Raw genomic sequence first — 25,931 nt, forward strand, 5'->3', positions numbered from 1 at the left:
TGGACCGAATTTTTGACGAATGGAGAGAGGCATAGGATTTTTAAAAGGAAAATTATTACTCCTCCTGACTCATGCTGCGTGAACTTGAATGAATTACAATAAGTAACGGAAAACCAAAGATTTGAAGGAGTGAATGGATCGTGTTTAAATCGTTTCTAAGCCGCACTTTACTTCTGCTGACATGCAGCCTTTTTCTTGCGCTGCCAATTGCCCAAGCCGAAACGTCAACCGCCGCCACTGCTTCCGCCGCTCCCCGGCTGCAGCAGCACGAAGTCTGGTTTAACAGCTACTGGGGATTTTACCTCGGCACAGTCTCAGCCGCTGACCGCAGTGAATTTTATGCAACCGGCCCGAACGGCGAAACCTGGATGGTCAGCATCGTCGGAGACCGCTTCCGGCTGCGTGACTGGAAGCATGTCAAACCAACCGTGTATTCGAAGGAGCTTCGCTACGAAACGCCTCGAGGCAGCGGCAGCGGACTTTCCACGGCGGTCGTCGACAGCAAAGGCCGGTTGTATGACACGACCAAACAAGAGCTCGGCATTTCCACGATCCGCTACTCCGGCAACCTCGTTATTTGCACCGATGTTTATACGGTCGCACAATAGGCCGAACGACAGCAGCCCCCGATCTCGATCGGGGGCTTTGAACGTTTAACGCTTATTGGAAAAATCCGAACGGCTTGTTGTCGTTTGTTTTTTCGTACTTGCTGGCAGGAACGGGCTTCAGCTCCAGGTTCTCAAATAACGCAGACATGCTTTTCATTTTGGCCAGCGCTTCATCCTCACGCAGAGGACCGTACAAAACTTTGCCTTTGTAGCAAATGTAGAACTTCATCGCACAGCACACTCCAACCCTGAAGTTTCATAGGTCTATAGTATCATAGACATAGGGGTGGAAAGCAAGTTTATCCAACAAAATACAACTTTCATGAGTCTTTGCGACTAAGATTTTATAAATTTTGGATAAAAAAACCACTTCCATGAACGCTTTTTAGCTGCTCGATCAGCAGTCAGACTCTTCCCCATCCTGCTTGCCGCCGGTTAGACGCTGCCCGCCTGCCTGCTTTTATGATAAGCTTACAGCATAAGCAAGTTGAACCATGGATGGAGATGAGGCTTGTCGGATGAAGTGCAATTTACACAAGGGCGAAACGTTGTTCCGTCAAGGTGAAACCGGGCCTTTATACCGGCTGCACAGCGGGTTATTGAAAATTATTCGCGTACATGCGGACGGCAATCATCTGCTCGTTAATATTATCGTACCGGGCGAAACGATTCCGCATCATTCCCTGCTGACGGTCAATCCGTACTACGGCACAGCGGTAGCGCTCTCAAGCTGTGAAATCGAGCTGCTGCCTGCCGACGACTGGTACCGGCAGCTCGAAGCAGATCCGGCGCAATACCGCGTCATCGCCTTGCAGCTGCAAGATAAATTACGTATGATGCAGCAGCGGATCGACCAGTTATCCCGCACGTCCCCAGCCGAAAAGCTGCTCAGCCTGCAGCGTTGGCTGCAAACGTATCTTGGCGATCATCCGCTGGCCGAGCTGCTGACGCAGGATGAGATCGGACAATTTATCGGTCTGCGCCGGGAAACGGTCAATCGGCTGCTGCGTGCTCACAAGGTGCCGGAGGGACCAAAAAATTCATAGTGAATGCTGGCCTTGTCAACGCCGATTTCCAGCAAGCTGTCATGCACAGCCTTCATAAACGGCGTAGGTCCGCACATGTAGAAATCAGCCCCGGTCGTCCCCGCCGCGCCGGCCAGCCAGCCTGCATCAATAAATCCTTCCTTGTGAAACAGCTGCGCTTCCCGGTCACGCCCGGTCGGGCGCTCATAACAGAACTGGACGGATAGCTGCGGATGACGCCGCGCCAGCTCCTCGACATGCTCACGCATGGCATGCATGCCGCCATGCTGTGCTGCGTGAATAAAGGTGACGGACCGTTCCGGCTCCGTCGCTGCCAATGTGTTCAGCATACTGATCATCGGCGTCAGTCCGACTCCTCCGCTAATCAGCACAACAGGCTGCGTGCCGTTCCGCTTGAGCGTAAAATCTCCGGCTGGCGCGGAAAGCCACAATACATCGCCTTCCCTCACATGCTGATGCATGTACACCGATGCTTTACCGGACGGCTTGCCCGCATTGGCATCCTCCCGCTTGACGGATATCCGGTAATAAGACTGACCCGGCGCGTCAGACAAGCTGTACTGCCGAATATGGGTATTCTGCTCACCCGGTATGTCCAGCTTGACGCTGACGTACTGCCCTGGCTCGAAGTCGGCCAATCCGCCCCCATCCTGTGGAATCAGGTAAAAGGAAGTGATGACTTCGCTCTCGCGAATTTTGCGCTGCACAAGGAACGGTCTGAAATCTTTCCAGCCGCCTGGCTGCTCCTCGGTTTGCTTATACATGCCGTCTTCCACCTGAATAAAGACAGATGCGATCACCCCGTACGCCTTGGCCCAGGCATCCATAATTTCATCCGTCGCTGCATCGCCAAGCACTTCCTTAATCGCGGCGAGCAAATGCTGTCCAACAATCGGATAATGCTCCGCGCGGATGCCCAGACTGCGATGCTTGTGCGCAATTCGTCCGACGACCGGCAAAATCGTCTCCAACTGGTCGATATATTGAGCGGCGGCATAAACCGCATTGGCCAGCGCGGCCTGCTGCTTGCCCTGCTTCTGATTCGCATGATTGAAAATATTCAACAGCTCCGGATTACTGGCGAACATCCGCTCATAAAACCGGGTTGTAATGGCGGTTCCATGCACCTCAAGTACAGGTACAGTCGATTTGATGATGTCGATTGTTTGTTGATCAAGCATCAGGCTCAGCTCCTTGTTCATTATGTGATCTATATCTCAAGTATAGGGTGACGCTGGAAGTCCGCAACGTGATTGAAATCACACGAAATGGCAACAATCTGTGAATGCGGGTTGCTTTCAGCATACAGAAACTGTTATACTTCATATATAACAAATATAACAAACTGGAGCTGATCGCATGATCATTCGACTTGATCTCGAAGCCGACATTCCGATCTATACGCAACTCGTGCAGCAGATCGTCGCGGGCATCGCATCCGGCCGACTCCAACCCGGCGAGTCGTTGCCGTCCGTCCGTGCGTTGGCGGGCGACTTGGGGATTAACCTGCATACCGTCAACAAAGCTTATCAGTTGCTCAAGCTGGACGGCTACATTCAGATTCACCGTAAGCGCGGCGTTATTGTGCAGCCGCAGAGCATGCCTGAAGCGACACCCGCTTATATGGAGAAGCTGGAGAGCGAGCTGCAGCCGATTGTAGCAGAATGCATCGTCCGCAAGATGAACAGGCAGACGCTGCTGGAGCTGGTCGAGCACTTATACATGCGCCTGTCCAACAGTGAAACAAAGGGGGAATTGCAATGAAGGAGTGGCCCGTGTACGTTCTGATGCTTGTGTGCCTGAGTCCGCTCATCATCAGCGCGCTGCTGCTGCCGTTTCAGCTGCGCCAGCGTATGGCATTTGGCGTGCTTCTTCCGCTCGAAGCCCTGCATTCTGCCGAGCTGGCGGCGCTGGTTCGCCGCTATAAGCAGCTTGCCGCCGGAGTCGGGCTTGCACTCGCGCTGCTGCTGTTTACCCTGCTGCGCGTCACCGAGGGACAGACGCAAAGCACCGTGCTGGCAGCCGGAGCCTTAATGACGCCGCCTGTTGTTTTTTGCTTGTATTTGTACACGCATTATCGCGTAAAACGGCTTAAGCAGGTCAAGGGCTGGCATACGCCGGCCAATCGCTATGTAGCCGCCGATTTGTCCGTACGCAAGCAGCCAGCCGCGCTGCCTGGCGGCTGGTATTTACCGATCATCGCGCTAATCCTACTGAATATTGCCGTTGTGTCCGCTATGTACGATAACATTCCCGATGTGCTTAATGTACATTACAACTCGGCGGGCGAGGTTGACCGCACTGAGGCGAAATCGATATTAATCGTATTTATGATGAACATTCTCCAGCTCGGGATGGTCGGCTTTATGTTCCTCTTTCACCAGCATACAAGTCGCATGCGCCCGCGCCTGGACCCGAACACCCCCCAGCAATCACTGGAAAGCCATGCCGACATGCAGAAAAAAACACAACTGGTGCTGCTGTGTACCACCTGCGTCATCGTGCTGGAATTTGGCATCATCCAGTTTGCCATCATCGAGCTGATGCCCGCGATCATCGTTACGGTCGCCGCCATCGCAGCTCCGCTCGTCATCATCGCGATTGCGCTGCTGGCGCATGCCAGAATGACGGCTGCCGCTGCCGGCAGTACGCCTCATCCGAACGATGACGACCGTTATTGGAAGGCGGGACTGCTCTACTATAATCCCGACGACCCGCTTCTGTTTGTCAGGAAGCGGATGGGCATTGGCTGGACGCTTAATATGGCGCGGCCGGTCAGCTGGCCGCTGCTGCTGATGCCGCTGCTGCTGATTGCGCTGGCGATTATACGGAGCACAACTGCCGGTTGATGAATAAGGCGTCAGTTTCGCCCTATAAGAAAAGCTTCGGATCGAAGCACTTTCGATGAAGATACATCCGTGATTTAATTCGATAATCTTAAACAAGAAAGAAGTATCCTTCCCGCTTTAGCTGCGGTGGGGATACTTCTTCGTTTATTTGATCCATGCCAAGGCTGCCAGCAAGCTTGCCTGCACGATTTTGGCCCAGCCTCCCAAAAAGAAGTTAAGCGTCGCAACCGGCGCGTTCGTCGTCAGACGGTTCAGCACCCGGTTGCGGGAAAGCACACCGATTGCGCCTCTGGCCAGTAACCCGGCGATAATCGCGATCCAGAGGCCTGCGCTTGAGCCAAGCCAGCCAAATAAAGGGTACATCAGGATGCTGGTCAGCGCAACTCCGATCCAAACCGCTCTGGAATCCGGCTTGACCAAGGAGCCGCCTAGCGACAGGCAGGCCCCGGCAATTTGAAAGCCCGCATACAAATAAGGCGACTGATCGGCAAATTTGCTTGCTTCAAACTGCAGAAACCACGATGAAATCGCAACGCCGCCCATCAGAAAGCCATAAATCAGAATCGGCCTCCAGTAAATGGCCGGCAATTCCCGAACGGCCTCCTCGCTGTCTGCGGCCGCATTCGCCTGCGTCGGCGGCACATCGCGCAAGGTGACACTGTACGCGGCGCCAATCAAATATAATCCACCGTTTATGACACAAATCGCAACCGGGTTAAACAGAAACAAACAGCCTGCGCAAGCGCTGACCAACTGTGAAAACCAAAACACATTTTGATTCAGCTTCTCGCGGTGGGCGTTTTGAGGAGCAAGTGCCTTTAACCACTTGGAGTCCGCCCCGTAAATAGCCGGAAACGACAAGCCCATCAGCAGCTCAAACACGATCAGTTCCGTATAGGTCGTACAAGCCGCCAAATAAAAAATTGAAATCGCCTGAATGATCGAAGCGACGATGACCGGCTTTTTCGGCCCGAATTTGTCCACCAGGTAGCTGGATAATCCATCGCCAACGATCATAATCAAGGTACCGATGGAAATGGCGGTCAAAACTTCCTCGGACGTTAGCCCCCGGCTCAACAGCATCGGGAAAAATACAATCAGATACGGATTGGCGCAGAGCAAAAATTTAATAACGAGCAGTTTTCTCATAGCTGGTTCAGAAATCCATGCGCAATATTAAGATCAGTCGGCATAAACTGCGCGGCCCCTGTTTTCACCAGTCCGGCCAACACGATGCAGTTGGAGGCTACGGCTCCCCGCATCCACTTCGGATCAAAGGGGGACGACGCTTCCAGGGCGTCGAGGTCCAACCCGGCCAGCCTGTTCGCCAGTGCAATAAAAGCAGGCCTCGTGCAATACCCTTCCTCCAGCTGAACGGCGAAATGCCGCAAGTAGGACAACTCGCCGCCCGTATACGCAAACTCGGCGAGCGACGTCGGCAGACGGGATGCAACCCACTTGATGCACGCTTGGACCTGTCGTTTCTCAGGCGAGTCAAGCAGATGAAACTGTTGATTCAGATCGGAAATGCCGAACGTAAGCAAGTGAGGGCGGACGCTTGTTCGCGAAATGATCTGGATACTGCCCCCTCCAGCATTGATCACATCCAGATGCTCGGGAATGTGGGAATCGGCTAGCGCCTTATGCAGCAGCTCTGCCTCCGTCTCCTGGCTGATCGTGCGGTAGGCAATGCCGAGCCGGCCGCAGGCTTCATCTATAAGTCCAGCCAATCGGGGCGAACGGCGCATCGCCTCCGTCCCGATCGCTTCAATGTCTCTCGCATCCTGTCCATGCCAAGGAACTTGATGGGCGGACAACAGCTGCTGCAGCTTTTGTTCAACGGCTGTAAATTCCGTCCCTTCCTCCAGCAGCTCCCACGTCAGTACGCCGGCTTGCTCCACTTTGCCCTCGGTCCGTATAAATAATTTGGCGCTGTGGCTGCCGAGATCAAGAATTACTTTGCTTCCGCGCATAAAGCTTCACCTGTTGCTTCCGTCATGTGGCTGCGCCGCTGGGCTTTCCATTGAGGGAAAACCTCCTCGAATAAACGGCAGTAACCGGCCAGATTCGGGTCTTTGACCGGCTCCAGGCTTAAAATTTGCAGCCCGATCGATACGGCATAGCCCATTTCCAATACAGCCGCTTTCCCGATGTAATCATCAATGTTGGCGACAACAAGGAAGGAGGAGATGCGCATCTTGGCGAAAATCGAATCCTGAAGCGTTCTCGGATCATGAATCGGGTCCTCATCCAGCAAAATAAATTCCTCGCCCGGATTTACAACTCCGTTACTTACCGGGGCGAGTACCGAAATGCCTTCGCGCTCCAAAAAAGCTTTGACCTCCAGCATATCGGCAAGATGCTTCCGATAAGATCCGCTGATAACCGTTTTAAGCTGATTATCCATTAGATACCCTCCTACAGGTTTATTTACGAGTCAGGATTTACTTTTTTATTAATAAATTGTAAATAAACCCAACAAGATCATATATTAGTTCAATTAATATTGTTACGTCAACCATTTTTTTCACACGGCCTGAACTTCCGGCAGCAGCTTTTTCTTACCGTGAACTGTCTTTTTCCAGTTGACACGTGTCTTTCAAAGGGTGGACATTCACCTTAGCTCTCTCCTAGCTCTCTCTCGGCTCTCCAGATCCATATCTAGTATGGCGATAACATGAACACCCTGCATGTTGTGTTAAAATTCGCTCTTGCTCCTTACAAAGACCATCTACCTATTGTCCACCCTACAAAAGACAAAACTATCGAAAATGTCCTTTCTCTGAGGACATTTCCCTGACATACAAACAGTAGCCCCGTCACCGTGGCTGCTGTTTGTATTCGATTTGTCAGTCCTTTGGCTGACTCGTTAGCAGGTCGCTACAGCCGTCTTTTCCGAAATAAATTCACGAACAGGCAAGCGGAAATCAGCAGTACGAGCGAAACAAGCGTCATAAGACCTTCTGTCCGATTCTGTTCCGTAACCTCCCCCTGCTGCTGTCCGCGCATGCCGCCAGGACCATTTTCGCCGCCTGCCATACCGCCCGGCCCGCCCATGCCCGGAGGTCCGCCCATACCTCCGCCAAAACCGCCCGGCCCTTGGTTGCCAGCGATCTGACCGGTCGCGTTTGCTCCTGCCTGACCTTGGTTGCCTACAGCTTGCACGTTGACAGTCGCGCCTTGTCCACCCGCAGCCGTGTTCGGCCCGGCTGTTGCCAAAGCTTGCTGGTTCGACTGATTGGCCGCATTTGGTACAAGCTGCTGCGCTTCGGTCGCTGCTGTCTGGACGACGCCTTTGTCGCGCGAATTGGCACTAGCGCTTTCCAATGCCTGTACGCTGCCTGTCCCACGGCTGCCTGTGGCTCCATTTCCTGCCGCATCATTTCCGGCTGCGCCTGCCGCACCGTTCACAGATGCGCCATTTCCTGCCGCTCCATTCCCGGCCGCTCCATTCCCAGCCGCTCCATTCCCGGCCGCTCCGTTATCCATCACGCCGTCTCCGCCGCGATTTCCGCCGCGTCCACCACCCATTCCGCCGCCCATGCCACCGCCCATACCGCCACCGCTGCCGCTGCCATCCCCGGCAATCGGCGACGTGCCGTCCAACTGCTTCGTGTAAGCGGCAACTGTATTTGCATTGAAGGCGATCAGCGACTCTACGCCGGACTGGTATTGCGCATACGTGTAAAACGCCGTCGGGTCCTGCTCGACATAAGGAGAGATCAGCGCTGACAGCTCGCGGACACGCGCCGTAAAGGTGTCATTGGCCAGATAACCTTCCAGTCCTTCGCGAATCATGTCATGGTACAAATCTTTGTATGCGTCCACTGCGAGCAGCTTCGCGATCAGCGGCCGGTCAGCGAGCGCACCCTGCGTCGGCTCGTCAATAAACAGCGTCGATTGGCCGCCCAGGCCGCCAAAGGCCATGTTGTAATCCCACGGAAGCACCTCGAATATCCCGTTATTTTCGTACAAATAATAATTTTGCTTATTGCCGCCCAGATAGCTGTCCGTATTGGAGGTAAGCAAGTTCAGCGCAATATAACCGAGCGCCGTCCGCACATTAAGCACCTTTTCATAATCGTCATCGTCGCCGTTGTTCAGCACATTTAACATATCAACCAGAATGTTTCCGTTGGACGATTTGGATTTCTGCACAAGCGCCGGATACGATGCGAGCTTGTCGTCAATCCATTTCAGATCGCCGCCGTTGCCGTTCATCTCGGCTTTGTAGAGCGCCCCGTATGCGTTGCCGAAATTCGCTTCCAGATAAGCGTCGCCGATCTGCTCAACAGCGAGATAGAAGCCGCGCAGCTCCCCGTTTACGTATACGTTGACGAAGGAATAGCCGGGTGTCGGCAGCCCCATCTGCTCGGCCAGCTCATAGGTCAAATATTCGCGCATATAGCTGGCGTCGCTGTAATTGTTGTTCAAATTAATTTTGCTGATGCCATACAGCGTCTGGTTGTCCATGTATTCGTCAAAGGACAGCTTGAAGCTGTACCGGTCCGAATCTTCCATATTGACGACGCTGCGCAGGCTGAGATTGCCTTTGGTGCGTATGCCGATATTGTCATAGTGAATCCCGTTATAGTCCACGGAGGCGGTCTTCATTTCCTCGGCCTCCGCATTGTCCAGCATGCTCTGGAAATCGGCTTCATCCATCGTAATTTTGACGTCAATCACTTTGTCCTTCGGAAATACTTCATCCGCGATGAAAGCCGCCGTCTGGGCCGCGGAGGAGCTGACCTGCCCGGCCTTGACCGTCTCCTGCGCAACCATCCGCCCGGAAATGCCGGCGACCAGCAGCGCGGCGCATAGCAGAGCCAGCAGCGACCGCGGAAATTTTCTTCGTTTCATCGTCGTCACCGCCCGTTTATTGGGATACGTAATCGCCGCTGTAGCTGATCAGGACCGCATGCTTCACCCCGTCAAGCGCTGTAATTTCATTGACGAACCGGGGTTCATTGCTGCCAAGCCGCACTTCGACGGTCAGTTCGATATTGTCCTTCGTTACCGTTTTTTGCTTGATATTGTAACGCTTCACCAGCTTGTTCAGCTTTGCCTGAATTTCCTGCTCGCTTGCATCTCCTTCGCAGTTCACAACCAGCAAATACGGCGTTTCAAACGACGAGTTTTTGATAAACAGAAACAACACCAGACCAATGACGACCGAACCGATCAACGCGAGTGAATAAAAGCCAGCGCCTGTTACAATACCTACCGTAGCCGCCCAGAACAGAAAGATCAGATCAGTCGGGTCCTTGATCGGCGTCCGGAAACGCACAATGCTGAGCGCGCCGACCATCCCGAGCGACAGCACCAGATTGGAGTTAATCGCGATAATGACCAGCGCCGTCACCAGCGTCATGCCGATCAAGGAAACGTTGAAGCTTTTGGAATACAACACGCCGCTGAACACCCGTTTGTACAGGAAATAAATAAACAGACCGATGAAAAAAGCAATGGACAACGTCAGCAATATTTTGGCGATGCTGATATCCTGACTGAAATTTTGCAGCACCGATTTTTTAATAATGTCGGAAAAATTCGTCGCCGTCTGACCGGCCGTCGTCGTTGTTGTTGTGGTCGCAGCCGCTGCTGCCGCTATTGTCGTCGCTTCTGCCATGTTATTGATCCTCCCATGAGTTGAATTTTAAAAACTTTCTGCAAATCACATACTTCGAATTCGACTGCCTCACCAGCCCGTTCGCCTGAATGACCGTCCGCACCGTTTCCGGCAAGTATTCATCATACTTCACCTCGAACACGATAAAATTATGGTCATACGCGTACACCGTACCCAGCTCGGGGTTAAACAGGTCGGTGGAATTCAGACCGGTCTTCAAGCTTTTGTCAAACGTAATCCGCACATTGCCCATCCGCGATACATACGCTTCGCGCACATAATCGACAATGACCTTGGGACGCAGCAGACGCTGGGTCGCCTCCTGGTACATCGCAAACAGCAGCGGCTTCTCCGGCACGTTCAGCGCCTCGTATTGTCCGGCCAAAATCGCCTCGGTTGTGCTTCGGCTCAGCGTCTCCTTAAGCTTGCTGATGTAGTCGTTGAACTTGATCTTTTTCTCCAGATGAATGACTTTGTCCGAAAAGTTGTAAATGCGGATTCGGTACTTTTCCCGGTCACGGACACCGCCAAGCTTCTCGTGCAGCGCCTTGTTGTCGATATCGTCGAAGTAAAGGCTGCGGATATGGTATTCACCGCTCGGCCCGGCATTCCGGTCCTGCTGCAGGATGTTTTTCAGCTGCTGCCGGATCACATAATATTGATGGTAATTCACATAATATTTCAGCTCATGGCGGTATTTCAGCTGGGGATTCATCAGGTGTGGCACCTCGCTTCCGATTAAATGACTTCTTGGTTAGCTCAAGCCGTACGTTCAATTTACAATATCTTAATAATGATCCGCTGAAGGGAAGCTGAGTAACGGCTGAAAAATGAATTCCATAAAAAGGAAGTCAAATTCAACAAAAAAAGAACCTCCCTTCGAGTGAAAGGAGGCTCTGCTCAGCTTGCTCTATATCGGGTGTACCAGACGTTACACCATGATTTTGCAAATATCGTTCGTAAATTCAACCGGGTCCTGCAGCGGCAAGCCTTCGATCAGCAAAGCCTGATTGTACAGCAGCGCCGTATACAGATTCAGCTTGTCCTTATCGCCGGCAAACGCAGTCTCAAGCGACTTGAACACGTCATGGTTCACATTGATCTCCAGCACCTTGTCCGCCTTGACGTTCGGGTTGTTCGGCATCGCGTTGAGAATTTTCTCCATCTCAATCGTAACCTCACCCTCAGTGGACAAGCAGACCGGATGCGATCTGAGCCGCTTCGACGCGCGCACCTCGGATACCTTGTCCGCCAGCAGCGTCTTCATGTACGCGAACAGCTCCTTGTGCGAATCTTTGGCCGCTTCGTCCTTGTCCTCGGATTGCTCCGATTCGATGCCGAGGTCGCCGCTGGATACGGAACGGAATTCCTTATCCTTATATTTCGTGATCATCTTGATCGCAAATTCGTCAATATCATCGGTGAAGTACAAAATTTCGAAGCCCTTCTCCGCCACCAGCTCGGTTTGCGGCAGCTTCTCGATCCGCTCGTTGGACGGGCCGGACGCGTAGTAGATGTACTTCTGGTCTTCCGGCATCCGGGAAACGTACTCGTCCAGCGTGACCAGCTTTTTCTCCTTGGAGGAGTGGAACAGCAGCAGGTCCTGCAGCACTTCCTTATGCATGCCGTAGTCGCTGTAGACGCCGAATTTCAGCTGGCGGCCGAAGGCGCCGTAGAACTGCTCGTATTTCTCGCGCTCGTCGCGCAGCATGCTTTGCAGTTGGCCCTTGATTTTGCTTTCGATGTTTTTGGCGATCAGCTTGAGCTGGCGGTCATGCTGCAGCATCTCGCGCGAGATGTTCAGCGACAAGCTCTCCGAATCGACCATCCCTTTGACGAAGCTAAAGTAGTCCGGGAGCAGATCGGCGCATTTATTCATGATCAGCACGCCGTTCGCGTACAGCTCCAGCCCTTTCTCGAACTCCTTGGAATAGTAGTCAAACGGCGTGCTGCCTGGAATGTACAAAATCGCCTGGTACACGACAGCGCCATCCGCGCTGATATGGATATGCTTGAGCGGCTTCTCGAAGCCGTAATGCTTCTCCATATAGAAGTTTTCGTAATCGCCCGGGGTCAGCTCGCTTTTGTTTTTCCGCCAGATCGGCACCATGCTGTTGACACGCTGCTCCTCCTGGTAGTCCTCAAATTCATTATCGCTGCCTTCCTTAGGACGGCGGCCGGAAATGTCCATTTTGATCGGGTAACGGATAAAATCGGAATATTTCTTGATGATCGACTTGAGCCGGTATTCCTCCAGAAACTCATCGTAGCTGTCGTCTTCCGTATTTCCCTTGATCTTCAGCGTAATTTCGGTGCCGACCTCGTCCCGCTCAGCCGGTTCGATCGTATAGCCGTCCGCGCCGGTCGATTCCCACTTGTAGGCGGTATCGCTGCCAAGCGCCTTGCTGACGACCGTTACCACATCGGCCACCATAAACGCCGAATAGAAGCCTACGCCGAACTGACCGATAATGTCGTGGCCGTCCTTCGCTTCGTTTTCCTTCTTAAATGCGAGCGAGCCGCTTTTGGCGATGACGCCGAGGTTGTTCTCCAGCTCTTCCTTCGTCATGCCGATCCCCGTATCGCGAAGCGTCAGCGTACGGTTTTCCTTGTCGGCGGAAACCTTAATATAGTAGCTGTCCTTGTCAAACACGAGGTTATCGTCGGTCAGCGCTTTGTAGTAAATTTTGTCGATCGCATCGCTTGCATTGGAAATCAGCTCCCGGAGGAAAATTTCCCGTTGCGTGTAGATCGAATTGATCATCATTTCCAATAAACGTTTGGATTCAGCCTGGAACTGCTTTTTCTCCACTGCGGATCTCTCCCCTTTCATAAATGCACACCTGTGCGTTAGCACTCTCGCTCTCTGAGTGCTACTTCCATCTTTTTTATAACATTCCTGTTTTTCGATGTCAAGGCACAATCCGGACAAGTCGGGGAGTTTGTACGTACAAGCAGAAAAAAGCCTTGTGCATCAAGGCTTAAGGTACAGCTGTCAAGCAGAGCAGGTTCAACAACGGGCCACGATACGAAAAGCCGCAGCCTTCTCCTCCGGGAGAGGGGCCGCGGCCGCAGGGGCAGGCTCCGTTGCGCTTGCCGGCTACGATTTCAGCAAGGTGTCGGCAATTTGATCGACCACCAGATTGATCGCAATTGGGCCGTAGTAGCCGATCCACATCGTCGTATTAACCGGGTATACGTGATTTTCCTTCACAGCCTTCAAATTTTTCCAGATGGCGGTTGATTGAAATTCATCGGTCAACTCCCGGGACGTATCGTCCGCCAGGACGAAATAATGGTCCGCATTCAGCCCCGGCAGCACCTCCAGCGAGATCATCGTGCTGGAATCCTTCGCATTGACCACCTGCTTGGGCGGGGTCAATCCGAGATCATTGTACAATGTCTCAGCCGTACGATGCGACGTTGTATGCAGCCTGATGTTTTTGTCCCGCATCCGGATCAGCGCGACGGTTTGCCCGCCGAGCTTGGCCGTCAGCTCTGACTTCAGCTTGGCGACCTTTTGTTTGTACTCGGTCAGCACCTTGTCCGCTTCCTGCTCCTTATCGACAATTTTGCCTACCGTGACCAGCGTATCCCGCCAATCCTCATTGCGGTCGAACATGACGGTCGGGGCAATTTTCGTCAGCTCATTATAAATCTTCTCCTGAAACTCGGTGCAAATGATGAGGTCCGGGTCCATCGCCATCACGGCCTCCAGATTAGGCTCCTCCTTCGTGCCGAGCACCTTCATTTCCTTCAGCTTGCCTGCCAAGTAATCGGGAAATTGCGCCTTGTCCGCCGTTGTAATGACACTGCCTACAGGCTGCTCCCCGAGTACCAGCATCTGGTCCACAAACTGGACGTCCAATACAACGATCTTCTCGGGACGCTTCTCCAGCTTCAATTCACCCTTCTTATGCTTGATAATGCGCGGCTCGCTCGCCTTGGCATCCGTTCCGGCTGCCGCTTGCTGCGCGGCTTGACCCGCGCCGCCTGTCCCCCCGCCTCCGGCATTTGTATGCGCGCCTGAACCGCCTGCACAAGCGCTCAGCAGCAGCAAAAGACTGATCATCAGGCTGACCGCCAGCATCGGCTTTGGTTTTTTGTACATGCGTAGTTGCCCTCCGTCTCTGTATTGATAATGATTTTCATCATCACCGATACCACTATACGTCCGACGGGCGGGAGCGGCAATGGCATATCGCGACAGACGGGATGGACTTTGGCGACCGGCTTCTCCACGCCGAATTTGCTCCTTATAGACGCTGGGAGCGGCCCCGGTGTACTTTTTAAACATGCGGCTGAAATAATACGTGTCTGCGTAGCCGACCGCTTCGGCAATCTCCCGCAAGCCGAGATCCGTCCGGCGCAGCAGCTCCCGGGCGTGCTGCAGCCGCACCTGGATCAAGTAATCAATCGGGCCGATGCCGCGGCCGCTCTTGAACAGCCGCTGCAGCTGCCGCGGGCTGCACGCAAGCAGCTCGGCCAGCCTCTCCAGCGTGACTGGCTCCGCGTAATGGCTGTTGATATAATGCATCGCCTGCGCAACCGGATCGGGCGGCAAAGCCTGAACGCCCTGCTCCTCCATCTGGCCGAGCAGCTCGCAAACAAACTGATAAAACAAAGCCTTGGCGTTCAGCTTGTGCAGCGGGCTGTCCTGCACCCAAGCCTCTCGCATCCGATCAACCGTCACAAATAAGGATGCCGGGTGCGCGGAGGCAAAGCCGTATTGCGTCTGGAAGGGCCGGATCGTATCCAGCAGCCTCAGCCATTCCTGACGCGCAGACGGCGGCAGCGCCGCCTTGTACAAAATCAAGTAATAGTCCAGGCGCTCCGTCAGCGCCAGCACATCCAGCCGCGCCCCCTTGCCCGCGTGGCAAATATAGCCGGTATCCGCCTCATGCGTCCGGCCGTCAAGCCTGAGGCTGGCGCCGCCCCGCACCGTATACATAAAAGCACTGGCCGGAAGCTGATAGGCCTGCCGTTCTTCACCAAGCTGCATCCGGACATGCCGGATGTCCAGCACCTTGAGCGAGGCGTGGTTCCACAGCAGCATATGCTCCTTTACGTCCATGCGCTTCCGTCCCTCCTGCTGTGAGAATCGTTATCAGCTTTAAAGTGTAGCGGAAATCTACGGAATGAGCAATATGCGCAGCCATGATAAAACGACCCGCAAGCGGAGGCTGGAGCACAAATCCGGCTTCGCCTAATTTTCAATTGACATTAGTACGATATACAACTATCTTATATACAACAACTTCGTTAAACGAAAGGAGTGAGCAGCGATAAACCCGACACGTCAGGGAGGCTTCCTCATTTCCAAAATCCATCAGCTGTCTGGCCGTATCTTCGCAAAAAAGCTCAAGCAGTACAATATTCACGATATTAATCCTGCCCAGGGCCGGATTTTGTTTGTACTGTGGGAGCAAGATGAAATTCCGATCCAGGAGCTGGCGAAGCGGACATCACTCGGCAAGTCCACGCTCACCCGCATGCTGGACAAGCTGGAGGAGGTCGGCCATGTGACCCGCGTATTTCCCGAAGAAGACCGGCGCAAGGTGCTGATCCGGCTGACGGAGCAAAACAAACGGATGAAGCAGGCCTATGACGAGGTATCGCTGGACATGACCGAGCTGTATTACGCAGGCTTCAGCGCCACGGACATCGACCGGTTCGAAAGCTTGCTCGCCCGTGTCTTTCACAATTTGGAGCAGCAGGAATCGTCTGCGAAGCGGGGTACCGACGCATGAACGACAGCTATCGAGACAAGGGTATGAAGGCCGCCGAGCTGCTGGTCAGCCAAGGCCTCGTTCCCATGGAGCAGGAGGACGCGAAGCGCAGGGCGGCGGAGCTGCTGGAGCAAGCCGAAATTACGATCGTCGGCTCCCTCGGGCCGGATGGCTACCCGCATATGAAAGCCATGTTTAAGATCAGGTCGGACGGTTTGCGCCACGTTTGGCTCAGCACGCATGCCTCATCGCGCCGTGTAGCCCAGTTCAAGCGGGATGGACGGGCCAGCCTGTACGTGTACCGGCCGGAGCTGTTTGCCGGGCTGATGCTGCTCGGACAGATGGACATCGTCACTGACCGTGATCTCAAGCAGCAGCTGTGGACGGACGGCTGGGAAGCCTACTACCCGGAAGGCGTAAACGACCCCGAGTATTGCGTGCTGGGCTTCACGGCGCAGGAGGGCAATTATTATCAGGGGCTGCAAAACTTGAGTTTTGACTTATAACGGATACTGGAGGGATTCTGCATGAACCATTTAGCTTGGAGCTTGACAGACGACTTACAAGGGTTCGACGTCGGGGCGTCCGGAGCGCACGTTGCCTCCTGGCAAGGCCGGGAAGCGCTCGCGTTCAACGGACTGCACACCATTCCGGTCATGCTGCGCGAGGAGATTCCGTATGCTTGCTACCGGCTCCGCGCTGAAGTCGCTGTGCCCGGTCCGGAGGGCTTTATCGGCTTTGCCTTCGGCATCCGCGATCTGGACAATTATGAGCTGATCTACTTGTCCCCCGCCAGCCATGGGGAGCCAGGCCAGCTCCAGTACGATTCCGTTATGAACGGCTCAACGACCTGGCAGCTGTACAACGGTCCGGCTTATCAAGCGGCTGCGCCATTTTCCGCAGGCGGCTGGGGGTCGCTTGCCATCGAGGTTTGCTCGGCGACGGTCGCCGTGTATGTCAACGACGACGCCATCCCGCAGCTTGTCATTCCGAATCTGATGCATGGGCCTGCCGGCGGCCGGGTCGGCGTCTGGGGCAACCTGCCGTCCTTTATCCGCAGCCTGACCGTCGAGGAGCTTACGCCGCCCGTCTCTAGCAAGCCGGGGAACGGCCTGCCGGATGCAGCGAGGCTTGCGCTGCTTGCCCAGCAGTCCTTTGTCACGGAATGGCTTGTCTCGGAGCCGTATATCGAATCCCGGCAGCCTAAGCTGGAGCGGCAGTCTCCGGAGCAACCGGAGCAAGCAACCGGCATCCCGGCACGTGAATGGAAGAAGGCGGTTGTCGAGGAAAACGGCTGCCTGAATATGAACCGGCTTGCTCCGGCAGGGATCAGCGGGCTGACCGTTCAGCTCACAAGCACAGTGACGCTGGCCGCTGCGGCCGACAGCATGTTGACGCTTGGTTACAGCGACAAGGTTCGGCTATGGGTGAATGAGCAGCAGGTGTACGCAGGACAATGGCAGTGGAATCCGCCCCTGAGCGACGGACGAATCCGGCCGGACCACGCGGCCGTCGCGATAAGGTGGCAGGCTGGAGTAAATACCATTCGCGCCGAGCTGACTGCTGAGGAAGGCATGTTTGGCTGGGGATTGATTGTTAAAACCGGGCTGGCGCCGCAAACCGACCGCGAGCCTGGAGTTGCAAACGATTAGCGCCTGATGATAAAAGTGAACATTTATAAGGTGAAAGATGGAAGTTTCAGCGGCAACCGCGCCTCTGTCGCCCTGATAATGGAAGATTGCGTTTCGCTGCACCATCTTATGCTGTGTTGGAACGCCGGGTCACCTGCAGGCGGGAGTGTCTACTGGAGAAAGACATTTCCAGTGATTTTGTCTTTCATAAGATGGACACCCCACACACTGTAGTCATATCAAGCATGATGCGTTTAAAATCTATATCTTGATGGGGCGAGTATACCGATGTCTAGATATGGGTAAGTAAACGGTGTGAGTGATGGAGAGGAAATGTCCATTTTTTAAAAGATACTTGTCTACTGGAGACGGACATGTAGTTAACAAGGCAATCCAGCCGCTGAGAGCTCCTGCCGCCCCACACCTGCCACTCACCGCCGGACGGCTATACGCCCGCCCCGCTCAGCCTTCCTACCAGACCATTCAGCTCGCGGACAAGCTGCTCCCTGCCCTGCTCCCGCTTCGCCAGAAACTCGCGGATGCGGACGCCTGCCTGCTCCTGAAACGCGATAAACCCGTCGAAGCGCGGACGCAGGTAGCCTTCATCAAGCGTGCGCAGCGTCTGGGCGAAAAAGCCGTTCGTCAGCCGGTTCGCCTCACGGTCCATCCACGCGGAACGATGGCCGGGCTGGCCGCCGCTGGTCGTATAGATCGTGCGCTGGAACTCGCCATCCATCACAAGCTGCACAAACTCCACCGCCTCTTGCAGCGCCTGGCAATGCGCCGATACGGCGATGCCGACGCCGCCGATCATGCTGCCGCTTGGCACGCCGCTGTCCGATGGAATATCGGCGTAGCGGATCAACCGCCCGGCAAAGCCGTCGCGGGCATAGTTGGAATAGCCGTAGATCAGCGGAATATACGCGATCTCATCGCCTGCGGCCATCCGGTCCGACATCGTGATCGGATCGCTGTGGAACGAGCTGGCATGCAGCGCAGGCGCAAGCTCCTGCAGCCGGGCCAGCGCCTCCGCGCCTGCCTCAGGCGGCAGCTCGGCTCCTTGCTTCCAGAAGCCGCATCCGGCCAATTGCGCGCTCAGCGTCACGAAGCTGGCAAACGCATGCACTGGCGCCAGCGGCATTCCGACCTGCAAGCCCGGCGGCAGGCTGCGGACGAGCTGCCGGACCTCCTCCCAGGTCCGGGGCGGCTCCAGCCCCAGCGGCTCCAGCAAATCGCTGCGGTATGCGCTAACCTGAGCGGCCGCATCAGCTGCAAGCGCCCATTGCCGCCCTTGCAGCTGGTAGCTCGCATGACTCGGACCTACACTGTTCGCCGCCTGATCGTTCAGAAATGCATTAGGCAGCCACGCATCCAGCGGCACCAGCAGCAGCTGGTCCACCGCTGCGCCGATATGCGGATGATCGATCATGATCAGGTCGTAGCGCTGCGCCAGCTTCTCCAGCGGATACGCCTCGAAATCGTGCAGCGAACGCGCCTCCCACACGATTTCCGTACCTGGATGCTGCTCACTGAACAGCACCGAAGCTGCCTGCAGCGGCCCTATGCCTCTGGGATGATCCCAGGTCATCCCGCGTAATGTCACCATCGTTTTTTTGCTCCTCCCGACACTTGCTGGTTAAATAAGCTTTCCCGCTTTACATCTCCGAACTCCGGTCCTCTGTTCCTCCGCGCGGCAAGCTAACCGTTTTATCACGTACCTTCCATAACAGCCGCCTTACTCGCGGCCTGCCGCCGCTTCCGCCGCAGCCCTGATCGCATCGACCTGCCGCGCCGCCTGTTCCAGCGCCTCCGCGACCGGCTTGTTCAAGCGCAGCGTGTCATCGACCATCGCAGCCAGCACTTCATTGATCCGCGGATACTCGGGAATTGGCGGCATGTGGCGCACTTGACCGTGTACCTCCTCGATCCGCTCGTAATACGGAAATTGACGGCGTACCTCCGCATCGCGCCAGGTGGACAGCCGCGTGCCATTGCCGCCGGACAGCGAGGTGACCTTATCCATCGCCCGGCTCGCCGTTTCCTTGATAAACTGGTACGCCTGCTCCGGCTGGCTGCTGCCTGCCGGGATGCCCAGCACCCAATAAATATTAAGCGACGTATGCCGCCCGTCCGGTCCGTCGCCACGCGGAATGAGTCCCGTCTTCACCTTGCCGACGACCGACGACAGCTCCGGCATTTCCGCCATCGCCGCGAAGCCGCACCAGTTCCACATCATCGCCGCCCCGCCCCGGGCAAAGTACTGCCCGCTGCGGATGCTGTCCAGCTCCAGCGCCTCCAGCGGAACGACGCGATGACGGTGCAGCAGATCGACCAGAAATTGCAGCGACTCGGCTCCCGCCGCGCCATGGAAGGCCGCCCGGCCTGCCTCATCCAGCAGCTCGCCGCCCCGGCTCCACAGCTGAATAAGAAAATCATAGACATGATTATGCCCGTCCGGGAAAGAAGCCGTCAGCGCGCCGTACAGCCCTTGCTCCGGCCGAGTGAAAAACTGTGCCGCATCCAGAAATTGCGACCACGTCTCCGGAACGGCCAGCGGATAGCCATAGCGCTCGCGGAATGCCGCCTGCTCTACAGCGCTTTCAAACAGATCGCTGCGGTAAATGAACATTTCCGGCCCGTCATGATACGCCAGTCCGTAGACGCGCCCGCCCGCCGTTGTCTGCAGTCCGCGCATGCTGGGCGACCATGCCTCCGGCCACCCCTCCGGCGGGTCCGCCTGCAAATACCGATCAAGCGGCAGCAGCAGCCCATCGCGAATCGCCTCCGGCAGCCAGTCCGTTACGCACAGAAATAAATCGTAGCGGTCGCTCGCCGCCTCCTGCCGCTGAACCATCCGTTCATACAGCCGGTGAATCGTTTCAAACTCACGCTCCACCTGCCAGCCGGGATGCCGTGACGCGAAGTTCTCCGCCTGCGCTGCAAAGGACAGCTCAAACCCGCCGAATTCGCGGGAAATCAACCGCAGCCGCTGCTCCAGCTCCATCCCGCTCACACTCCTTCCTTGCGCCGCACCAGCAGCAGATGCTCGCAGACAAGCACCGTTTCGCCCCGCTGGTTCACGACCTCACACAGCTCGCTGACAATGCCTTGCTGCGTCCGCTTCGGATGATCCCGTTTGTCGTGGATCGTCACCTGGACCTGAATCGTATCGCCGATGACTACAGGCCGCAGAAAACGGAGCCGGTCATAGCCGTACGACATCGCCTCCGGATTGATCGCGCCCGCCGTCATGCCGACAGCCATACTGAAGATCAGCGTTCCGTGAGCAATCCGCTGCCCGAACTCCTGCGTTTTGCACCACTCCGCGTCCATATGATGCGGGTAAAAGTCCCCCGTCTGCCCGGCGTGCAGCACAATGTCCGTTTCCGTCACCGTCCGCCCGCCTGTACGCCGCACATCCCCTACCATATACTCCTCGAAAAAAATGGACTGCATCATAATGTCGCCGCCACCTCCGCACGAATTTGTTCATTATGCTCCCCGATTTTCGGCGCGCCCTGCGCCGACAGCAGCAGCCCGCCGTCGATCCGGATCGGACAGCGCGTCGCCGTCAGCTCCGCCCCGGAGCCTGTCGTCACCCGCTGCGTCATCTGCAGCTGCCGGAACGCTTCATGCTCCATCAGCTGCGGCCAGGTCAACACATCCGCGCACCAATAATCGGCCGGCTCCAGCCGCTGCAGCCATTCACCGGTCGGCCGCGTGCTCAAGTGATCGCGAAGCAGCGCCTTGATTTCGTCGCGGCTTGTGAACCAGGTTTTCGCATCCGGATAAGCCAGCAGCGCTTCACATTCCAGCAGCCGCCCCAGTTCCGTCACCGATCCCATCGCCAGCGCGATAAAGCCGTCCGCCGTCGCATAGATGCCATACGGCGCCGCCAAATACGCATGGGCGTTGTTGACCCCGCTCCGCTGCGGCAGCTGACCGCCGTCGTTCAAATACGTCGTCAGTACCTCGAACTGGAAATCAAGCAGCGATTCCAGCAGGCTGACCTCCACATACCCGCCTTCTCCCGTTACTCCGCGCCGCACCAGACAAGCCAGGATGCCCTGCACCAGATGCGCGCCCGCATACATATCGGCAATCGCCAGCCCGAACGGCACCGGCGGCTGATCCGAGTTGCCGTTGAGCCACGGCAGACCCGACAGCGACTGGACGAGCAGGTCTTGTCCCGGCTTGCCCCGCCACGGCCCCGACTTGCCATAGCCGGTAATTTCGCCGTACACGAGCCGCGGATTCCATGCCTTCACGGTCGCATAGTCCAGCCCTATTTTTTCCATCACGCCCGGACGAAAGTTCTGAATCATCACATCGGCGCGGGCGATCAGCGAACGGACAAACGCCAGATCGTCCGGGTCCTTGAGATTCGCGGATACGCTTTCTTTATTCCGGTTGATCGAATGAAACAACGTGCTGTCTCCATCCAGCTCCAAATTCGAAATATACAGCCGACGGCATAAATCGCCTCCGTCCGGCCGTTCAATTTTGATCACGCGCGCTCCGAGATCGGCCAGCCGCAGCGCGGCGGACGGACCGGACAAAAACTGGGCAAAGTCAAGCACCAGCAGCCCTTCTAATGGCTTGATCACCTAACATCCTCCTCTAATTCAGCAGATAGCTGATTTGGTATTCTGGTACTACCAAGATAAACAAAAAAATAAATGCGCGCCCGCTTGGGAGCTGCACATCCGGTATGCTATACTTGCTAACAGGAGATTCTGGTTTTCTGGTACTACCACGATAACCACGACATCAGCTTATCACCTTTTGGATTGGGATTCAATGGCTATTTTAACGATTGTATTGGAGGCTTACATGATATGGTTCAGATCAAAGCGGTCAAGCGGATCACCGTCACCGAGCAAATTATGGAGCAAATCGCGGAGCTGATCCGCTCCGGCGAGCTGAAGCCGGGCGAGCGCCTCCCGACGGAGCGTGATTTGGCCGAGCAGCTGAACGTCACACGCGGCCGGGTGCGGGAAGCGCTGCGGGCGCTGTCGCTGATCGGCCTGATCCACATCAAGCCGGGCGAGGGCAGCTTCGTCACCGAGCAGGAAACGCCGCTGTCCAAGGAAACGATCACGTATTTGTTCCAAAATGAGCTTGGCAACCTGCATGAAGTGTACGCGGCCCGCAGACTGATCGAAACCGAGGTATACGTCTCGGCAGCCGCGCAAGCGACGGACGAGGAATTGGCCCGTATCGAGCTGCTGCTTGCTTCTATCGAAGCAGACGCCCTGCCGCTCTCCACAGCGGAGCTGGCTGCATTGCCGCCAACTGACGATACCGCATCCGACACACACGCAACAAGCCCGCGGCCAGCTGAGGATCCCACACCCGACGCACGCGCAACAAGCCGCCCGCCGACAAACGAAACGGCCAGGCTGGCGGCTGCGGATGCTACCGTGCTGGCCGTACCGGAGGCGGCGCTGGACCGGCTGGATGCGCTGGATTTGCTCGTCGGCGACTGCTGCGGGAACCGCATCTACAGCAAGCTCATGCAGACGATGGTTCATCTGCGCCGGGAAACAAGCCTGCGCCTGCTCGGCGTGCCGGGCGCGATCGAGCATGGTCTGCGCGCCCGGCGGCTGGTCGTAGACGCGCTCGCAAGCCGTGACGCCGCAAGCGTCCGGGCTGCGATGCACGATTTCTTCGAGCGCTCGGGGCAATTTTACGAGCAGATCGGCGACGCTCCCGACAGCTGACGGCTCGGCTCAGCTCGGCCATGCGCCCGCGTTGTCGGGTCAGCCGTAGCCGCAAGCCCCAGCCGGATGCCGCTGGCCTGACAACGGCCGGCGGACGATGCTTCCGCCGGCTCGTTCCTTCGCACGCGTTGCCCGCCAGCCGCCGCGAAACGCCAACAGGCAGCCCGCCTCCATCGGAGACGGGCTGCCTGTTCATCTTGCGCGTTCTGACGGACAGAACAGCCGAACGAGCATTTATTGGCTTATGAGGCCGTAGGTACGCTTAAACCATACAGCACCCGACAGCTACGCTTGCGGGACTGCGCTTTCATCCATATACACGATTTCCCACAGATGGCCGTCCACATCCTGAAAGCTCCAGCTGTACATAAAGCCATGATCCATTTTATCGTTGTAAGGCGTTCCTCCCGCTGCCAGCGCCTTGTTCACAAGGTCGTCTACCTGCTCACGGCTATCGGCGGACAAGGCGACAATGACTTCGGCTGCTTGCGAGGTGTCCGCGATTTCTTTCTGGGTTACAAACGTTTTGAAGAAGCCTTCCACCAGCAGCATCACGTAAATGTTTTCCCCGACGATCATGCAGGTTGCCTGCTCATTCGTAAATTGCGGGTTGAACTCAAAGCCCAGCGCGGTAAAAAAGGCAACCGATTGGTTCAAATCCTTCACCGGCAAATTCACAAAAATTTGTTTGGATTGGAATGCCATGCTTTCACCTCATCATTTAGGTTGGAGTTAAGCTCCTATTCTGATTATACCCTAAATGACAGGACAAAATTTCTTCTGAATTGCGGTTCTCCTTGATTTTTCCTGCACAACGCATCGATGCCTGCGTTGTTGGCGAAGTAATCAATGGTTCCGAACTTCGCCAGCGCTTCATTCACATAACGCTCGACGTCCTCTTCCTTGGAGACATCGGCTGCGACAGCCAGCGAACTCGTCTCGTTCAAGCCCAGCTCAGCGATGACCGCGTGCAGCGGCTCGGCCTTGAGATCAACAAGTACGAGGTTTACTTTACGCTCGGCCAGACGGCGCGCCAGCTCCTTGCCGATTCCGCCTGCAGCGCCGGTGATAATGGCTGTTTTCACTTCGGTTTGGCCCATTGTTCGTCGCTTCTTTCTGTCATAGAATAGCCAGTTTCCCTTACAGCAGGAGCCTGGAGGATAGGTATGAACTGCTTCTTCAGCATACACCCGGCGCGTAAAATGTGACAATGATCACTCTTCAGGCAGATGTCAGCTAGTCGACAAATGTCCCTGCAATGTCCAGCTTGACTTACATATTGAACAAAAGGAGACCAAACGTCGAAGCAGTTGAACGTCCTGCTTGCGGTGTCAGTCATCGCCCGTTGCATGTGCTTGATGCGTGCGTTTAGCTTCTACAGACAGGCCTCCACAACAGCGCTTACTTGATGCAGGCAGCCGTCCCGATCCGTCACGCTATCGTTCAAGATGCGCTGGAAGCGGAATGCAGGTATACTGGAAAGGAAGCAGTATCCCTTCAACATGAGGTGATTTAACATGAAAGCGGAAGAGCAACTGGACCGCCGCAGCAAACGAACCCGGCAGGCGCTCAAATCGGCCTTCGTTGCGCTGGTTCGGTACAAAGGCTACGAGGCCGTCACGATCCAGGATGTCGCCGACGCGGCCGATTACAATCGGGGCACCTTCTATGGCCGAGCAGCTGCTCATCCAGATCCATAGCCGGATGTCCACGATAGAATTGAAGCGACCATAACGTAGGAAGCCGGGAGCTGGCTCGCTGCCCGAGTGTCCGGCCGGTTGTCCCGGCGCTAGCCGGACGTCCTATGCGAGCGTTGGGCGTGCACGAGCCGAGAAGCTGGCCCCCCGACATCGTATACCGCGTGCCGCTGCCGCCTGTATCAGCCGCCTAACGAAATAAAGCCCGTCCCGACAAGGGAACGGACTTTATGGCGGCAGGGCCAGCGGATCATCTTCAACACTTCGTCTCCCCTTTTATCCTCGAACCAACCTAGCTGTTCCCGTTCAACCGTGCGCCGGTATCCGGCTCTGTGCCGACGAGACGTTTGGTCAATGTTTTCCGCCAGCTGTCCGACAGCTCGTCGACGGCCAGAATCGTCCGGACATCATCCAGCCGGTCCTTGTCCACATGCATAATCCGGTTGGCGAACGCAAGGGTGACCGCCAGCGGATGCCCCGATTGCCGCACCAGCTTGTCCTCCGCTGAAACGCGGCCTTCCTGCAATACCCGGAAATAAAAGCCAGTATAGCCGGTCTGCTGCACCTTCAGCGGCATGGACGGCTCGCCGTAGCGCACGGATAGCTTGTAGCACGGCTGCCGAGGCTGGCTCACCTGAACGACTGCTTCGCCCAAGGTGAACACATCGCCGATGCAAACCTCCGTTTCCAGCAAGCCGCGAACCGTCAAATTTTCACCAAAAGCGCCCAGCTCCAGCTTTCGTTGCAGCTCCTGCTCCCAGAACGGGTAATGCTCGTACGCATAGACACAGACCGCCTTGGCTTCCCCGCCGTGATGCTCCAGATCGGCTTGCCCGTCCCCTGCGAAGTTATCGCGGGACAAAAATAACGGCTCATTCACCGGTTTTTTGAATATGCCGGTTACGACCTCTTTGTTCTGGTACTTGACGTGTACGGGCTGGCTAATGTTCAGTGAAATAATATCGCCCCGGATCATCGCTCGTTCTCCCCTCTCTTGTGCTTGACAGCCCTCCTGCCGC

26 protein-coding genes are annotated in these 25,931 nt (G+C 55.8%); 9 read left to right on the plus strand and 17 right to left on the minus strand.

What is annotated here, in order from left to right:
- Nucleotides 1–140 precede the first annotated feature (140 nt).
- Nucleotides 141–608, plus strand: coding sequence for a hypothetical protein (locus AC6ROY_RS00055; RefSeq protein WP_500097918.1), 468 nt, complete (start codon nt 141–143; stop codon nt 606–608).
- 52 nt (nt 609–660) lie between these two features.
- On the opposite strand, the gene AC6ROY_RS00060 is transcribed toward AC6ROY_RS00055, so the two are convergent.
- The gene (locus AC6ROY_RS00060) at nt 661–837 is read right to left on the minus strand and encodes a hypothetical protein (protein WP_500097919.1); all 177 of its coding nucleotides are present in this window, start codon (nt 835–837) and stop codon (nt 661–663) included.
- Between the two features lie 289 nt (nt 838–1,126).
- Between AC6ROY_RS00060 and AC6ROY_RS00065 the strand changes: the two genes are divergently transcribed.
- Entirely contained in the window at nt 1,127–1,654 is a 528-nt protein-coding gene (locus tag AC6ROY_RS00065) for a Crp/Fnr family transcriptional regulator (RefSeq protein WP_500097920.1), read from the plus strand.
- On the opposite strand, the gene hmpA is transcribed toward AC6ROY_RS00065, so the two are convergent.
- Nucleotides 1,621–2,835: an NO-inducible flavohemoprotein gene (hmpA, locus tag AC6ROY_RS00070; protein WP_500097921.1), complete on the minus strand. Its 1,215-nt coding sequence runs from the start codon at nt 2,833–2,835 to the stop codon at nt 1,621–1,623. The two genes, AC6ROY_RS00065 and hmpA, sit on opposite strands and share 34 nt — an antisense overlap.
- Before the next feature lie 178 nt (nt 2,836–3,013).
- Between hmpA and AC6ROY_RS00075 the strand changes: the two genes are divergently transcribed.
- Nucleotides 3,014–3,418: a GntR family transcriptional regulator gene (locus AC6ROY_RS00075; protein ID WP_500097922.1), complete on the plus strand. Its 405-nt coding sequence runs from the start codon at nt 3,014–3,016 to the stop codon at nt 3,416–3,418.
- A complete protein-coding gene (locus tag AC6ROY_RS00080) occupies nt 3,415–4,503 on the plus strand; it encodes a DUF1648 domain-containing protein (RefSeq protein WP_500097923.1) in 1,089 nt (362 codons plus the stop codon). The genes AC6ROY_RS00075 and AC6ROY_RS00080 overlap by 4 nt, the downstream gene beginning before the upstream one ends.
- A 144-nt stretch (nt 4,504–4,647) precedes the next feature.
- Here the strand turns inward: AC6ROY_RS00080 and AC6ROY_RS00085 are convergent, their stop codons facing one another.
- The 8 genes from AC6ROY_RS00085 to AC6ROY_RS00120 form a co-directional block, all read right to left on the minus strand.
- Nucleotides 4,648–5,652 (minus strand): MFS transporter, encoded by a 1,005-nt coding sequence (locus AC6ROY_RS00085; protein WP_500097924.1) that lies wholly within the window; start codon nt 5,650–5,652, stop codon nt 4,648–4,650.
- Nucleotides 5,649–6,476 (minus strand): Ppx/GppA phosphatase family protein, encoded by an 828-nt coding sequence (locus AC6ROY_RS00090; protein ID WP_500097925.1) that lies wholly within the window; start codon nt 6,474–6,476, stop codon nt 5,649–5,651. Before AC6ROY_RS00090 ends, AC6ROY_RS00085 begins: the two co-directional genes overlap by 4 nt.
- The gene (locus tag AC6ROY_RS00095) at nt 6,458–6,910 is read right to left on the minus strand and encodes a hypothetical protein (RefSeq protein ID WP_500097926.1); all 453 of its coding nucleotides are present in this window, start codon (nt 6,908–6,910) and stop codon (nt 6,458–6,460) included. The genes AC6ROY_RS00090 and AC6ROY_RS00095 overlap by 19 nt, the downstream gene beginning before the upstream one ends.
- Nucleotides 6,911–7,383: 473 nt before the next feature.
- Nucleotides 7,384–9,363, minus strand: a complete 1,980-nt coding sequence (locus tag AC6ROY_RS00100) for a CotH kinase family protein (RefSeq protein WP_500097927.1) — start codon at nt 9,361–9,363, stop codon at nt 7,384–7,386.
- A 16-nt stretch (nt 9,364–9,379) separates the two neighbouring features.
- Complete coding sequence (locus tag AC6ROY_RS00105) at nt 9,380–10,132, minus strand: DUF4956 domain-containing protein (RefSeq protein ID WP_500097928.1); 753 nt, start codon at nt 10,130–10,132, stop codon at nt 9,380–9,382.
- 1 nt (nt 10,133) lies between these two features.
- The gene (locus tag AC6ROY_RS00110) at nt 10,134–10,847 is read right to left on the minus strand and encodes a polyphosphate polymerase domain-containing protein (protein WP_500097929.1); all 714 of its coding nucleotides are present in this window, start codon (nt 10,845–10,847) and stop codon (nt 10,134–10,136) included.
- Between the two features lie 216 nt (nt 10,848–11,063).
- Nucleotides 11,064–12,944 (minus strand): molecular chaperone HtpG, encoded by a 1,881-nt coding sequence (gene htpG, locus AC6ROY_RS00115; RefSeq protein ID WP_500097930.1) that lies wholly within the window; start codon nt 12,942–12,944, stop codon nt 11,064–11,066.
- 288 nt (nt 12,945–13,232) lie between these two features.
- Complete coding sequence (locus tag AC6ROY_RS00120; protein WP_500097931.1) at nt 13,233–15,206, minus strand: ABC transporter substrate-binding protein; 1,974 nt, start codon at nt 15,204–15,206, stop codon at nt 13,233–13,235.
- Nucleotides 15,207–15,477: 271 nt separating this feature from the next.
- Between AC6ROY_RS00120 and AC6ROY_RS00125 the strand changes: the two genes are divergently transcribed.
- The 3 genes from AC6ROY_RS00125 to AC6ROY_RS00135 are packed head-to-tail and all read left to right on the plus strand — an operon-like array spanning nt 15,478 to nt 17,513.
- Nucleotides 15,478–15,882, plus strand: coding sequence for a MarR family winged helix-turn-helix transcriptional regulator (locus tag AC6ROY_RS00125; RefSeq protein WP_500098274.1), 405 nt, complete (start codon nt 15,478–15,480; stop codon nt 15,880–15,882).
- Nucleotides 15,879–16,367, plus strand: a complete 489-nt coding sequence (locus AC6ROY_RS00130) for a pyridoxamine 5'-phosphate oxidase family protein (RefSeq protein ID WP_500097932.1) — start codon at nt 15,879–15,881, stop codon at nt 16,365–16,367. The genes AC6ROY_RS00125 and AC6ROY_RS00130 overlap by 4 nt, the downstream gene beginning before the upstream one ends.
- Before the next feature lie 21 nt (nt 16,368–16,388).
- Nucleotides 16,389–17,513: a hypothetical protein gene (locus tag AC6ROY_RS00135; RefSeq protein WP_500097933.1), complete on the plus strand. Its 1,125-nt coding sequence runs from the start codon at nt 16,389–16,391 to the stop codon at nt 17,511–17,513.
- A 424-nt stretch (nt 17,514–17,937) separates the two neighbouring features.
- On the opposite strand, the gene AC6ROY_RS00140 is transcribed toward AC6ROY_RS00135, so the two are convergent.
- From AC6ROY_RS00140 to AC6ROY_RS00155, 4 genes are all read right to left on the minus strand, one after another.
- On the minus strand, nt 17,938–19,098 hold the full coding sequence (locus AC6ROY_RS00140; protein ID WP_500097934.1) for an ABC transporter substrate-binding protein: 1,161 nt from the start codon (nt 19,096–19,098) through the stop codon (nt 17,938–17,940).
- A gap of 129 nt (nt 19,099–19,227) precedes the next feature.
- Nucleotides 19,228–20,496 (minus strand): extracellular solute-binding protein, encoded by a 1,269-nt coding sequence (locus AC6ROY_RS00145; protein WP_500097935.1) that lies wholly within the window; start codon nt 20,494–20,496, stop codon nt 19,228–19,230.
- 5 nt (nt 20,497–20,501) lie between these two features.
- Nucleotides 20,502–20,951: a MaoC family dehydratase gene (locus tag AC6ROY_RS00150; protein ID WP_500097936.1), complete on the minus strand. Its 450-nt coding sequence runs from the start codon at nt 20,949–20,951 to the stop codon at nt 20,502–20,504.
- Entirely contained in the window at nt 20,948–22,096 is a 1,149-nt protein-coding gene (locus AC6ROY_RS00155; RefSeq protein ID WP_500098275.1) for a CaiB/BaiF CoA transferase family protein, read from the minus strand. Before AC6ROY_RS00155 ends, AC6ROY_RS00150 begins: the two co-directional genes overlap by 4 nt.
- Before the next feature lie 234 nt (nt 22,097–22,330).
- Here AC6ROY_RS00155 and AC6ROY_RS00160 point away from each other — a divergent pair, with 234 nt between their 5' ends.
- Nucleotides 22,331–23,215 carry a FadR/GntR family transcriptional regulator gene (locus AC6ROY_RS00160; protein WP_500097937.1) on the plus strand — a complete coding sequence of 295 codons (885 nt, stop codon included), beginning with the start codon at nt 22,331–22,333 and terminating at the stop codon, nt 23,213–23,215.
- A 285-nt stretch (nt 23,216–23,500) separates the two neighbouring features.
- Here the strand turns inward: AC6ROY_RS00160 and AC6ROY_RS00165 are convergent, their stop codons facing one another.
- A complete protein-coding gene (locus AC6ROY_RS00165; protein ID WP_500097938.1) occupies nt 23,501–23,920 on the minus strand; it encodes a VOC family protein in 420 nt (139 codons plus the stop codon).
- 44 nt (nt 23,921–23,964) lie between these two features.
- Complete coding sequence (locus AC6ROY_RS00170) at nt 23,965–24,315, minus strand: SDR family NAD(P)-dependent oxidoreductase (RefSeq protein WP_500097939.1); 351 nt, start codon at nt 24,313–24,315, stop codon at nt 23,965–23,967.
- 417 nt (nt 24,316–24,732) lie between these two features.
- Between AC6ROY_RS00170 and AC6ROY_RS00175 the strand changes: the two genes are divergently transcribed.
- On the plus strand, nt 24,733–24,915 hold the full coding sequence (locus tag AC6ROY_RS00175) for a TetR/AcrR family transcriptional regulator (RefSeq protein WP_500097940.1): 183 nt from the start codon (nt 24,733–24,735) through the stop codon (nt 24,913–24,915).
- A gap of 289 nt (nt 24,916–25,204) precedes the next feature.
- On the opposite strand, the gene AC6ROY_RS00180 is transcribed toward AC6ROY_RS00175, so the two are convergent.
- The gene (locus AC6ROY_RS00180) at nt 25,205–25,888 is read right to left on the minus strand and encodes an MOSC domain-containing protein (RefSeq protein ID WP_500097941.1); all 684 of its coding nucleotides are present in this window, start codon (nt 25,886–25,888) and stop codon (nt 25,205–25,207) included.
- Nucleotides 25,889–25,931: the final 43 nt, after the last annotated feature.

The sequence above is a fragment of the Paenibacillus sp. sg306046 genome, from assembly GCF_059821225.1.

Coding starts and splice junctions, on each gene's coding strand:
- AC6ROY_RS00060 (WP_500097919.1), bottom strand. CDS start 837: ATGAAGTTCTACATTTGCTACAAAGGCAAAGTTTTGTACGGTCCTCTG.
- AC6ROY_RS00065 (WP_500097920.1), top strand. CDS start 1,127: ATGAAGTGCAATTTACACAAGGGCGAAACGTTGTTCCGTCAAGGTGAA.
- hmpA (WP_500097921.1), bottom strand. CDS start 2,835: ATGCTTGATCAACAAACAATCGACATCATCAAATCGACTGTACCTGTA.
- AC6ROY_RS00075 (WP_500097922.1), top strand. CDS start 3,014: ATGATCATTCGACTTGATCTCGAAGCCGACATTCCGATCTATACGCAA.
- AC6ROY_RS00080 (WP_500097923.1), top strand. CDS start 3,415: ATGAAGGAGTGGCCCGTGTACGTTCTGATGCTTGTGTGCCTGAGTCCG.
- AC6ROY_RS00085 (WP_500097924.1), bottom strand. CDS start 5,652: ATGAGAAAACTGCTCGTTATTAAATTTTTGCTCTGCGCCAATCCGTAT.
- AC6ROY_RS00090 (WP_500097925.1), bottom strand. CDS start 6,476: ATGCGCGGAAGCAAAGTAATTCTTGATCTCGGCAGCCACAGCGCCAAA.
- AC6ROY_RS00095 (WP_500097926.1), bottom strand. CDS start 6,910: ATGGATAATCAGCTTAAAACGGTTATCAGCGGATCTTATCGGAAGCAT.
- AC6ROY_RS00100 (WP_500097927.1), bottom strand. CDS start 9,363: ATGAAACGAAGAAAATTTCCGCGGTCGCTGCTGGCTCTGCTATGCGCC.
- AC6ROY_RS00105 (WP_500097928.1), bottom strand. CDS start 10,132: ATGGCAGAAGCGACGACAATAGCGGCAGCAGCGGCTGCGACCACAACA.
- AC6ROY_RS00110 (WP_500097929.1), bottom strand. CDS start 10,847: ATGAATCCCCAGCTGAAATACCGCCATGAGCTGAAATATTATGTGAAT.
- AC6ROY_RS00120 (WP_500097931.1), bottom strand. CDS start 15,206: ATGGACGTAAAGGAGCATATGCTGCTGTGGAACCACGCCTCGCTCAAG.
- AC6ROY_RS00130 (WP_500097932.1), top strand. CDS start 15,879: ATGAACGACAGCTATCGAGACAAGGGTATGAAGGCCGCCGAGCTGCTG.
- AC6ROY_RS00135 (WP_500097933.1), top strand. CDS start 16,389: ATGAACCATTTAGCTTGGAGCTTGACAGACGACTTACAAGGGTTCGAC.
- AC6ROY_RS00140 (WP_500097934.1), bottom strand. CDS start 19,098: ATGGTGACATTACGCGGGATGACCTGGGATCATCCCAGAGGCATAGGG.
- AC6ROY_RS00145 (WP_500097935.1), bottom strand. CDS start 20,496: ATGGAGCTGGAGCAGCGGCTGCGGTTGATTTCCCGCGAATTCGGCGGG.
- AC6ROY_RS00150 (WP_500097936.1), bottom strand. CDS start 20,951: ATGATGCAGTCCATTTTTTTCGAGGAGTATATGGTAGGGGATGTGCGG.
- AC6ROY_RS00160 (WP_500097937.1), top strand. CDS start 22,331: ATGGTTCAGATCAAAGCGGTCAAGCGGATCACCGTCACCGAGCAAATT.
- AC6ROY_RS00165 (WP_500097938.1), bottom strand. CDS start 23,920: ATGGCATTCCAATCCAAACAAATTTTTGTGAATTTGCCGGTGAAGGAT.
- AC6ROY_RS00170 (WP_500097939.1), bottom strand. CDS start 24,315: ATGGGCCAAACCGAAGTGAAAACAGCCATTATCACCGGCGCTGCAGGC.
- AC6ROY_RS00175 (WP_500097940.1), top strand. CDS start 24,733: ATGAAAGCGGAAGAGCAACTGGACCGCCGCAGCAAACGAACCCGGCAG.
- AC6ROY_RS00180 (WP_500097941.1), bottom strand. CDS start 25,888: ATGATCCGGGGCGATATTATTTCACTGAACATTAGCCAGCCCGTACAC.